We start from the raw sequence: 10253 nt of genomic DNA on the forward strand, positions 1-10253 counted from the left end.
GGCCCACATCCGGCGGCGCGCCGCCGCCCTGCGCCAGGAGCCTTTCGATGAGCGACGCCCCGCCACCGCACCGTGCCCGGGTCGACCTGCCGGACTGGATGCGCAATCCGGAGCCGCCCCGCCGTACGCTCGGTCGCCGCCTGTCCGGCCTGGTCGACGGTGTGCCGGCGCTGGCGGCGGCGCGCCGCCGGATGTGGGCCTGGCAGGGCCGGACCCGGTTCGGCGAGCGGCACCCCACGACGGCCGCGATCGGGTCGTTCGTGTTCGTCCTGGTGACCGCGACGCTGCTGGTCGTCGGCACGCTCTACCTCGGGTGGGCGATCCGGCAGGGGCGGATCTGACCGGCACGGAAACGGGACAGCGGGATCGGCGGCGGAGTGCAATGATCATGCGCCCTGGCCCTGCACCCCTCTGGAACGCCGCATGAGCACCGAAGACGGAACCACGCCGCCCGAGCCGGATCCCTACGCCGTCGCCTCCCGGGGCGAGGAGATCCGGTTGCCGAGCTGGATGACCGGCGCGGACGCGGACGTCCCGCTGACCCGCGGCGAGCGCTTCCGCCTGGTCTGGTCGCGGCAGCGCGGCAAGCGCCGCGTCGCCTTCGTGGTGGTGCTTGCGCTGGCGCTGATCGGCGGCACTGTCGTGCTCGGCCGGGTCACCGTGGACCGGGTGCGGTCCGGCACCGCCGCCGCGGCCTCGGCCTCCGCCAGCCCGTCGCCGGTGCCGCTCAGCCGGGTGGGCGAGCCGCGTGACCTGTTCGCGGGGACCATCGGCGCGGACTTCGCGGTGGGTGAGGCCGGGATCGTCCTGCCGGAGGCCACGGCGCGACCGCCGTTCACCGCCCGCGAGGTGGCCGCGGCGCTGACCCAGGTCCGGGCCGCGCTGGTCCAGGCCCGGCTCGACCTGTACATGATCCTCGGCGACACGGAGCCGTTCCTGGCGCTGCTGGCGCCCGCCGCGCGCGCTCAGCTGCGTACCGACTTCGAGGACTTGTCGTTCGTGAACTACGCCACCCGGATCGGCTCGCAGGACAGCGCGGACGAGATCCGGGTCCGGGGTGAGATGCGGTACCGGGTCGTCACCGGCGAGGACGGCCGGCCGATCCTGCGGATCACCACAGAGTACGTCTGGATGTACGCGTTCGACGTCCCGCGGACGACACCGGGCCGGGCCGGAATCGCCGCCATCCGTGACCGGGTCGTCTGGGAGGTCCCCCACCCCGAAGGGTTGCCGGCGGCGAAGCGCGGGCTCTGGCTCGTCTCCGCGCAGGCGAGCACGAACAACGTCGACTGCGCCCGGCTGGACGAGGGCTTCTTCGTGGTCGAGCCGTGGATGGGCGGCCCCGGTTCGTTCCAGCCCTGCTGACCGGCGTCAGCGGACCGTGCCGACGACCGCCCACGCGCCCGAGCGCATCCGCAGCAGCAGGCCGGCCAGCCGCAGCACCACGAACAACGTCAGCCCGGCCCAGATCCCGCCCAGCCCGAGTTCCAGCCCGTACGCCAGCCAGATCGCCGGCAGGAACCCGCCGAACGCGCACACGATGGTGAGGTTGCGCAGGTAGCGCACGTCGCCCGCGCCGATCAGCACCCCGTCGAGCGCGAACACCACGCCGCCGATCGGCTGGAGCGCGACGAACCAGGGCCAGGCGGTCATGGCCTGCTCGCGTACCTGCGGATCGGAGCTGAACCACGACGGCACGACGCCGGCGCCGGCGGCGATCAGCACCGCGAAGGCCACGCCGCACAGCCCGCCGAGCAGCGCGACGCGGCGGGCCAGGAACCGCGCGCCGGCCGCGTCGCCGCCGCCCAGCGCGGCGCCGACCAGCGACTGCGCGGCGATGGCCAGCGCGTCGAGCACCAGCACGGTGAAGAACCACAGTTGCAGGGCGATCTGGTGCGCGCCCACCGCGGCGGCGCCGAAGCGGGCCGCGACGGCGGTCGCGGACAGGAAGCTGGCCTGGAACGCGACACCGCGCACCAGCAGGTCCCGGCTGAGCACGAGCTGCTGACCGATCACCCGGGGCCGGGGCCGCAGCGAGACCCGCTCGCGCACCAGCGCGGCCGCGAACAGGACGCCGGAGAGCGTCTGCGCGATCGCGTTCGCCACCGCCGAGCCGACCAGCCCGAGCCCGGCCGGATAGACCAGCAGCGGGCAGAGCACCGCGGAGAGCAGGTTGGGGCCGAGCACGAACAGCAGCGGCCGGCGGGTGTCCTGGATGCCGCGCAGCCAGCCGTTGCCGGCGGCGGCGAGCAGCAGGCCGGGCGCGCCGAGCGCCGCGACCCGCAGCCATCCGGCGGCGGCGTCGGCCACCTCGCCGGGGCCGCCGACGAGGGTACGCGCCAGCGCGCCCCCGCCGATGCCGATGGCGATCGCCACCAGCACTCCGGTGGCCAGCGCGAGCCAGGACGCCTGCACGCCCTCGGCCACCGCGGCGGCCCGGTCCCCCGCCCCGAAGCGGCGGGCCGAGCGCCCGGTGGTGCCGTACGCGACAACGGTGCCGACCCAGGCGGTGAGCGTCATGACGGTGCCGCCGACGGCGAGCGCGGCCAGCGGCACCCGCCCGAGGTGACCCACCACTGCGGTGTCGACCAGGACGTAGAGCGGCTCGGCGGCCAGCACCACGAGGGCGGGCAGCGCGAGCGCGGCGATCCGCCGGGGTGTGGCGGCGGTGGCGGGGGCGGCTGTGGTGCTCATCGACGCCGATCCTGGCACGCTCCCGGTAAGGTCCGCAAGGCGGGGGGCTACTTACTTGCGTCGGCCAGGAAGCGGGCCGTGTCACGCCGCAGGCAGCGCAGCCGGGAGGTGTCGCAGAGCACCAGCAGGTCGGCGCGGGGCAGCCGGAGGTCGAGCGTGCTCGCGTAGTTGCCGTCCATCACCCAGGCCGGGCGGGCGGCGAGCGCTGCCACCTCGGCGCGGAAGTCGGCCGGGGCCGGTGCGGTCCAGCCGGGGCGCCAGTAGTGCCGGTCGAGGTGGATCAGCGGAAGGTCGAGTCGCCGGGCCAGTTCACCGGCGAGCGTGCTCTTGCCGGCGCCGGAGGCGCCGACGACCAGGATGCGTCGCACCGGGTGACGGTAGCGCCGTCCGGCACGGCGGTCGGTCCCGAGCGGCGGTGACGTCGGCGTCGGGCCACGGGTGCGGCCCGGCCGGCGTCACCGCCGGACGGCGTACGTCACTGACGGGTGTCCATCGAGGTCTGCAGCGCGCGGCGCATCTGCTCGCGCGCCTCGTCGGTGGTGGTCTCGGTCTGCGGCTTGCGCTTGCTGGGCATCTGAGGTCCTTCCAGGGTGCGGTCCGCCGGACACGGCGGCCCTACGGGCGCCCGGCTGCGGTCCGGGATCACCGGAGCGGCTCGCCTGGCAGCGTGAGCCCGGGTCGGTCTGACCCTGGAGGGAGGCGAGGCCGGGTGCGGCAGCACCGCCCGTGACCAGCGCCGCGAAGCGCCGGCCCTCACCCAAATTAACGTTCACTTTCCAGATGCTGCCCACAGTTCCCGAAATGCGGAAAGATCAACCTCGTCGTCCGGCTCGGCCGGCCGCGTCAGCGGGCCAGGAAGTGCCAGCCCAGCCACCACCAGAAACCGAACAGGCCGATCCGCCCGACCGGCACCGGGCCCACCTCGTACCGCATCACGAAGGCGCAGACGTCGGCCAGCGACGGGACCCGCGAGCCCTCCCGGCGCGCCACCCACTCGACGACCGCGAACAGCACGAGCGAGACCAGAAACCCGCCGATCGCCAGTGCCCGCATCATCGGCGCACCAGTCCCCAGAACGTGGACAGCCACGCGAACCAGGCCGCCGAACGGATCACACTGTCCTCCAGCAGCGGATCGGCCAGCCGGGAGAGGGTGGGGAAGTCGTCACCCGCCGCCGCCATGAACGTCGCCCCCTCGAAGACCCCGAAGACGGTCACCGGCACCAGCCACCAGAGCGCGACCGACGGCAGCCGGCGGGGCGCCGGACGCCGGGGCACCCGGTTGCTCAGGCCGACCCAGATCAACCCTCCGCCGGTGGTGAGGATGTAGAGGTTGGCCGCGGTCGAGAAGGACGGAAGTTGACCGCCGACCAGGGACAAGCAGATCAGCACCGGCACGGAGACGACCGGCCGGTCCCAGGCCCGGGGCGCCTCGACGGTGAGCTCACGGGGATGATCCATCACCCGATTGTCCCCAGCGTCACGCACGGCGGAAAGGCTGGCACGCCTCGTAATCCCTGGAAAAGCCGCCGATCAGCTCACACTTCCGATCATCGCCGCGCCTCGGCCCGGCAGAAATATCGGCACAATTCCGCTTTTAGGGGGCTACCAGCGTTGCGGTAGCGAGTTCGGCCCGGATCCGTCCGACCAGCTCGTCGAGCGCGCCCCGCCCGGTGAAGCCGGCCGCGAACCGGTGCCCGCCACCGCCCAGCGCCACGGCCACCGCGCTCACGTCCACCGCGCCCTTGCTGCGCAGCGACACCGCCCACTCGGCCTCGCCCGCCTGCTTGATCACGCAGCTCACGTCCGCCTCCTCGGTGCACCGCACCGAGTCGATGAGCGCCTCCAGCACGTACGCCGGCTGGTCGTGCCGGACCAGGTCCTCGCGGGTCGCGTACGTCCAGACGAGCCCGTGCCCGGCGGCGGCCGCCGGTTCCAGCGTGGCCCGGCCGAGCACCTCGCCGAACAGGCGGACGGCGCCGAACGGGCGGGTGTCGAACACCCGCCGGGAGATGTCGCCGGGCCGGATGCCGGTGGCCAGCAGACGCGCCGCCATCCGGTGCACGGCAGGCGTGGTCGCCTCGAAGCGGAACGAGCCGGTGTCGGTGGTCAGCGCGACGTAGAGCCCGGTCGCCACCTCCGCGTCGAGCGTCGCCCCGAGCCGGTCCAGCAACTCCAGCGCGACCACCGAGGTGGCGGCGGCGTGCGGGTCGACCAGGTTGATCCGGCCGAAGCCGGTGTTCGAGGCGTGGTGGTCGAGCACCAGCGAGGTGCCCGCGGTGTCCAGCCGGCCCACCAGGTCACCCAGCCGCGACTCGCTCGCCGCGTCGAAGCAGATCACCAGATCCGGATCGGGGTACGTGTCGTCCTGCGGCACCAGCAGCTCCACGCCGGGCATCCAGCGGAACGGCTCGGGCACCTCCGGCGGGCCGGGGAAGGTCGCCTGGAGATCGCGTACGCCGAGCTGCCGCAGGCCCAGCCCGAAGCCGAGCATGCTGCCCAGCGCGTCCCCGTCCGGGTTCACGTGGCAGATCAGCAGCACCCGCGCGTCGGCGGGAAGGTCGCGTACCGCCGCGACGGCCGCCGCCCACTCCGATTCGGCCGGGCCGGCCGGCAGGCCACCCGCGACGGCGACCTCGGTCACCGGCGGTCGCCCTCGCGCGGCTCGTCGTCGGCGGCCGGCTCGTCGTCCGCGGCGTCCTCGTCGTCCTCGACCCGGTACGGCTGGGCGTCGCCCGCGTACGAGGACTTGGCGGCCAGCCGCTGCACCTCGGCGTCGGCGGTACGCGCTGCGGCGAGCAGGTCGTCGATGTGCTTGACCTGGTCCTGCACGTCGTCGAGGACGAAGGTCAGCGTCGGCGAGTGCCGCAGCCCGAGGGCCTTGCCGACGGTGCTGCGCAGCATGCCCTTGGCGCTCTCCAGCGCGGCGGCGGTGCTCGCCTGGGCCGCCGCGTCACCGAGCACCGTGTAGAAGACGGTGGCGTCGCGCAGGTCGGCGGTGATCCGGGCGTCGGTGATCGTGATCATGCCGAGCCGGGGGTCCTTGATCTGGCTGCGCACCACCGACGCGACGAGTTCCCGGATACGCTCCGCGTGCCGGCGAACCTTTGCCTGATCCGTCATGTCCCCCACCTCCGGGATCACCTGTACCGATGACGGCGCCGGGTCCACCGTGCGACCCGGGCCGTCGGCCGGAGACGGCGGGCGCGTGGGCGCCGCCGGGTCCGACCGCCCAACGCTGAAGAACACTACCCGCGTCCCACCGGACCTCACGCGGCACGGGCGGAGTACCGCGCGACGCGCCGTCAGTCGTCCTCGCCGTGCAGGCGACGGCGCACCGACAGCAGCTCGGTCTCCGGGCGGGCGGCGACCAGCCGCTCACAGGAGTCGAGCACCTCGCGGACGTGGGCCGGCTCGGCGGCCACCACCGCCACCCCGATCTCGGCCCGGCCGTGCAGGTCCAGCGCCCCCACCTCGGCGGCGGAGACCTCGAACTTGCGCAGCGCGGCGACGATCGGCCGGACGTAGGACCGCTTGGCCTTCAGGGACCGGGAGTCACCCGGGAGCAACAGGTCGAACAGTGCGGTTCCGGTATACACGGCGAGCAACGGTACGCCGGGTGGCGCACCCCGGCACGCGATTAAGGCGCGACCGCCACCAGCACGTCCCGCTCGATCGCCTGGTCGACCCGGTGGGCGAAGTCACCGAAGCCGGGGCCGTCGAGCACGCGCAGCCCGGCGTCGGCCAGCACCGCCTCCGCCTGCGCCCGCGGCGCCACGTGGGTGTTCCAGGACAGCCCGAGCGCGCCACCGGGGCGCAGCAGCTCCCGCCACACCGGCACGGCCGCGGTGAGCAGCTCCAGCGGGCTGCGGGACAACCCCTGATCGGTACGGCTGCCGTGCGCCACCCCGTACGGCGCGTCGGTCACGATCACGTCGGCGCAGCGGGGGCGCAGCGCCTCGCGGGCCCGGGTGGTGTCGGTGTTCAGCACGGTGACCCGCTGGGTGGCCCCGGCCCGGTGCTCGTCCCGCGACGGCGCGAGCACCGCCTCGAACCGGCGGGCCACCAGCTTGCGGTCCCGGCGCACCGACGTCGACTCGGTGGTGTGCTTGAGCCGCTTTCGGCGCAGCCAGGTACGCAGGAACGTCGCGTACGCGTCGACGTCCTTGCTGTCGCGCTCGACCCCGATGCCGTCGTAGCCGTACATCAGCGCCTGGTTGAGCGTGGTGCCCCGGCCGCAGAGCGGGTCCAGCACCACCACCGGCCCGTCCAGCATCCGCGGCGCGGCGGCGGAGGCGAGCACTGTGACGTTGAGCAGCAGCCGGGTGAACTGCTCGTTGGTCTTGCCGGCGTACTTGGGGATGGTGATCAGGTCGGAGTCGTACCGGGCCAGCGGTCGCAGCGGCACCGGCCGCAGCAGGTCGTCACCGACCCGCTCGAACAGCGCGTACGCCGCCGACAGGTTCGCCAGGTGGGCCAGGTCCCGCTCGCCGAGCCCGGGTTCGGGGGCGGTGAACGTCAGGTACTCCACCCCGCCGATCCGGGTGACCTCGGCGTCGCCCGGCACCACGTCGAGCACGCCGGAGCCGGCGAACACGGCCAGTTCGGCGCGGGCCAGCCGGGCCGCCGCGTCGGCGTAGACGCGGTTGGCGGAGGGGGCGAGGAGCAGCGCGTACCGGATCACGCCGCAGATTGTCGCAGCCTGCGGAAACGGCGACGGCCGGGGCCCGAAGGCCCCGGCCGCCGGCCGGTCGTACGTGTGGAACTCAGGCGCGCGGCTTCTCGCGCATCTCGAACGTCTCGATGACGTCGCCGACCTGGACGTTGTTGTAGCCGCCCAGCGTCAGACCACACTCGAAGCCCTCGCGGACCTCGGTCGCGTCGTCCTTGAACCGCTTCAAGGAGCTGATCGTGAGGTTGTCCGCCACGACCGCACCGTCCCGCAGCAGCCGCGCCTTGGCGTTGCGGCGGATGAGGCCGGACCGGACGATACAGCCGGAGATGTTGCCGATCTTGGACGAGCGGAAGACGTCGCGGATCTCCGCGGTGCCCAGCTCGACCTCCTCGTACTCCGGCTTGAGCAGACCCTTGAGCGCGGCGTCGATCTCCTCGATGGCCTGGTAGATGACGGTGTAGTACCGGATCTCCACGCCCTCGCGGTCGGCCATCTCGCGGACCTTGTTCGAGGCCCGCACGTTGAAGCCGATGATCGTGACCGCCTCGGACGAGGCGCTCGCGAGCATGACGTCGCTCTCGGTGATCGCGCCCACGCCCCGGTGGATGATCCGAAGCTGGACCTCCTCCGGGATGTCGAGGTTGAACAGCGCGTCCTCGAGCGCCTCCACGGAACCGGAGACGTCGCCCTTGAGCACCAGGTTGAGCGAGGTCTTCTCGCCCTCCTTGAGCTGCTCCATGAGCGTCTCGAGGGTGGCCCGGCCACGGGAGTTGGCGAACGACGCCGCCCGCCTCCGCGCCTGCCGCTGCTCGGCGATCTGCCGCACGGTGCGGTCGTCCTCGGCGGCCAGGAAGGTGTCACCCGCACCCGGCACCGTGGTCAGACCCAGCACCATGACCGGACGCGCCGGACCGGCCTCGTCGACCGGCTTGCCGTTCTCGTCCAGCATGGCCCGCACGCGGCCGTGCGCCCCACCGGCGACGATCGAGTCACCGGCACGCAGGGTGCCCTTCTGCACCAGCACGGTCGCCACCGCGCCACGGCCCTTGTCCAGGTGCGCCTCGATCGCGACACCCTGCGCCGGCCCGTCGATCGGAGCGGTCAGCTCCAGCGACGCGTCGGCGGTCAGCAGCACGGCCTCGAGCAGTTCCTCGATGCCGATGCCGGGCTTGGCCGCCACGTTGACGAACATGGTGTCGCCGCCGTACTCCTCGGCGACCAGGCCGTACTCGGTCAGCTGCTGGCGGACCTTGTCCGGGTTCGCCTCGGGCTTGTCGACCTTGTTGACCGCGACCACGATCGGCACGTCCGCCGCCTTGGCGTGGTTGAGCGCCTCGATGGTCTGCGGCATCACGCCGTCGTCCGCCGCCACCACCAGGATCACGATGTCCGTGACCTGGGCGCCACGGGCACGCATGGCGGTGAACGCCTCGTGACCCGGGGTGTCGATGAACGTCACCGCGCGGTCCTCGCCCTCGTGCGGGACGTGGACCTGGTAGGCGCCGATGTGCTGGGTGATGCCACCCGCCTCGCCGGCCACCACGTTCGCCTTGCGGATCGCGTCGAGCAGCTTGGTCTTACCGTGGTCGACGTGACCCATGACGGTCACGACCGGCGCACGGCTGACCAGGCGGTCCGCCGCGACCTCGGCGTCGAGGTCGATGTTGAACTGCGCGAGCAGCTCGCGGTCCTCGTCCTCCGGGCTGACGATCTGCACGTCGAAGCCGAGGTGCTCACCCAGCAGCTGCAGGGTCTCGTCGGAGCACGACTGGGTCGCCGTCACCATCTCGCCCAGGTTGAACATCTCCTGGACCAGCGAACCCGGGTTGGCGTTGATCTTGTCGGCGAAGTCCGACAGCGAGGCGCCACGGGACAACCGGACGACCTGACCCTGACCGCGGGGCGCGCCCGAGGACATGGTCGGGGCCGACAGGTTGTCGAACTCCTGTCTGCGCTGCTTCTTGGACTTGCGACCGCGGGTCGGACGACCGCCCGGACGCCCGAAGGCACCCGCCGCGCCACCGCCACGGCCACGACCGCCGCCGCCGGGACGGCCACCGCCGCCGACCGGACCACCCGGACGGAAACCACCGCCGGGAGCACCGCCACCGCCGCCACCACCGGGACCGCCGCGGTAGCCACCGCCACCGCCGCCACCACCGGGACCGCCGCGGTAGCCACCGCCACCGCCGCCACCACCGGGTCCACCGCGGAAGCCACCGCCACCGCCACCGGGACGACCGGCGCCACCGCCGGGTCCGCCACGACCGCCACCGGGGCCGCCGGGACGGCCGGTGGTCGGGCGCTGGCTCGGCATCGAGGCCGGGCTCGGCCGCGGCGGCATCGACGCCGGGCTGGGCCGCGGCGGCATGCCGGCCGGGCTGGGACGGGGACCGCCCGCACCGGCGGCCGGGGGCCGCTGCTGCTGGCCGCCCTGGATGCCGAACGGGTTGTTACCGGCGCCGCGCGTCGGCGGACGACCGCCGGGCCGGGCACCGGGTCCCTGACCCTGACCCGGACCGCCGGGACGACCGGCGGCCGGGGAACCCGGACGCGGCGGCATGGCGTTCGGGCCGGGACGCGGACCGGGGCGGGGACCGCCCTCGGCCGGAGGCTCCCGGCGTACGGTCTCGCGCTGCTGCTGGCGGGCGGCCTGCGCGGCCTTGACCGCGGCCTCCTGCTCAGCCTTCAGCGCGGCGGCACGCGCTTCGGCGGCCGCCACTTCGATGTCGTGCGCGCTCGCCGGCTTGGCGACCGGAGTCGCCGGCTGCGGCGGGCCGGGGACCGGGCCCTTGGGCTTCGGTCCAGGGGTCGGCGCAGCCGGACGCCGGGGCGGCATCGGCTTGGCCGAGACCCGGGGGGCACCCCGGGTCTCGGCCAAGCCG

11 protein-coding genes are annotated in these 10253 nt (G+C 73.8%); 2 read left to right on the forward strand and 9 right to left on the reverse strand.

Annotated elements, in window-relative coordinates; all coding sequences use genetic code 11:
• Positions 1 to 47: 47 nt before the first annotated feature.
• Together BAW75_RS04265 and BAW75_RS04270 are read left to right on the forward strand one after the other, a co-directional pair.
• Positions 48 to 341, forward strand: coding sequence for a hypothetical protein (locus BAW75_RS04265; RefSeq protein ID WP_104112719.1), 294 nt, complete (start codon positions 48 to 50; stop codon positions 339 to 341).
• An 82-nt stretch (positions 342 to 423) separates the two neighbouring features.
• Positions 424 to 1365 carry a hypothetical protein gene (locus BAW75_RS04270; protein WP_104112720.1) on the forward strand — a complete coding sequence of 314 codons (942 nt, stop codon included), beginning with the start codon at positions 424 to 426 and terminating at the stop codon, positions 1363 to 1365.
• 6 nt (positions 1366 to 1371) lie between these two features.
• Here the strand turns inward: BAW75_RS04270 and BAW75_RS04275 are convergent, their stop codons facing one another.
• From BAW75_RS04275 to infB, 9 genes are all read right to left on the reverse strand, one after another.
• Positions 1372 to 2694, reverse strand: a complete 1323-nt coding sequence (locus BAW75_RS04275) for an MATE family efflux transporter (RefSeq protein ID WP_104112721.1) — start codon at positions 2692 to 2694, stop codon at positions 1372 to 1374.
• Positions 2695 to 2741: 47 nt separating this feature from the next.
• The gene (locus BAW75_RS04280; RefSeq protein WP_199495902.1) at positions 2742 to 3062 is read right to left on the reverse strand and encodes a P-loop NTPase family protein; all 321 of its coding nucleotides are present in this window, start codon (positions 3060 to 3062) and stop codon (positions 2742 to 2744) included.
• Between the two features lie 475 nt (positions 3063 to 3537).
• Entirely contained in the window at positions 3538 to 3747 is a 210-nt protein-coding gene (locus BAW75_RS04285; protein ID WP_176722875.1) for a DUF6186 family protein, read from the reverse strand.
• Positions 3747 to 4154: a hypothetical protein gene (locus BAW75_RS04290; protein ID WP_043325811.1), complete on the reverse strand. Its 408-nt coding sequence runs from the start codon at positions 4152 to 4154 to the stop codon at positions 3747 to 3749. Before BAW75_RS04290 ends, BAW75_RS04285 begins: the two co-directional genes overlap by 1 nt.
• Before the next feature lie 136 nt (positions 4155 to 4290).
• Positions 4291 to 5337 carry a DHH family phosphoesterase gene (locus BAW75_RS04295; RefSeq protein ID WP_104112722.1) on the reverse strand — a complete coding sequence of 349 codons (1047 nt, stop codon included), beginning with the start codon at positions 5335 to 5337 and terminating at the stop codon, positions 4291 to 4293.
• Positions 5334 to 5816, reverse strand: coding sequence for a 30S ribosome-binding factor RbfA (gene rbfA / locus BAW75_RS04300; protein WP_043330546.1), 483 nt, complete (start codon positions 5814 to 5816; stop codon positions 5334 to 5336). Before rbfA ends, BAW75_RS04295 begins: the two co-directional genes overlap by 4 nt.
• Before the next feature lie 182 nt (positions 5817 to 5998).
• Positions 5999 to 6292 carry a DUF503 domain-containing protein gene (locus tag BAW75_RS04305; RefSeq protein WP_043325814.1) on the reverse strand — a complete coding sequence of 98 codons (294 nt, stop codon included), beginning with the start codon at positions 6290 to 6292 and terminating at the stop codon, positions 5999 to 6001.
• A gap of 41 nt (positions 6293 to 6333) precedes the next feature.
• A complete protein-coding gene (locus BAW75_RS04310) occupies positions 6334 to 7377 on the reverse strand; it encodes a TRM11 family SAM-dependent methyltransferase (protein WP_104112723.1) in 1044 nt (347 codons plus the stop codon).
• 82 nt (positions 7378 to 7459) lie between these two features.
• Positions 7460 to 10249: a translation initiation factor IF-2 gene (gene infB / locus BAW75_RS04315; protein WP_420914979.1), complete on the reverse strand. Its 2790-nt coding sequence runs from the start codon at positions 10247 to 10249 to the stop codon at positions 7460 to 7462.
• Between the last annotated feature and the right edge of the window lie 4 nt (positions 10250 to 10253).

It is taken from the genome of Micromonospora chalcea (assembly GCF_002926165.1).
Classification (GTDB): Bacteria; Actinomycetota; Actinomycetes; order Mycobacteriales; family Micromonosporaceae; genus Micromonospora; species Micromonospora chalcea.

Bases quoted from the DNA above. Each gene is read 5' to 3' on its own strand.
- rbfA (WP_043330546.1), bottom strand. From the start codon at position 5,816: ATGACGGATCAGGCAAAGGTTCGCCGGCACGCGGAGCGTATCCGGGAA.
- BAW75_RS04265 (WP_104112719.1), top strand. From the start codon at position 48: ATGAGCGACGCCCCGCCACCGCACCGTGCCCGGGTCGACCTGCCGGAC.
- BAW75_RS04285 (WP_176722875.1), bottom strand. From the start codon at position 3,747: ATGCGGGCACTGGCGATCGGCGGGTTTCTGGTCTCGCTCGTGCTGTTC.
- BAW75_RS04275 (WP_104112721.1), bottom strand. From the start codon at position 2,694: ATGAGCACCACAGCCGCCCCCGCCACCGCCGCCACACCCCGGCGGATC.
- BAW75_RS04290 (WP_043325811.1), bottom strand. From the start codon at position 4,154: ATGGATCATCCCCGTGAGCTCACCGTCGAGGCGCCCCGGGCCTGGGAC.
- BAW75_RS04270 (WP_104112720.1), top strand. From the start codon at position 424: ATGAGCACCGAAGACGGAACCACGCCGCCCGAGCCGGATCCCTACGCC.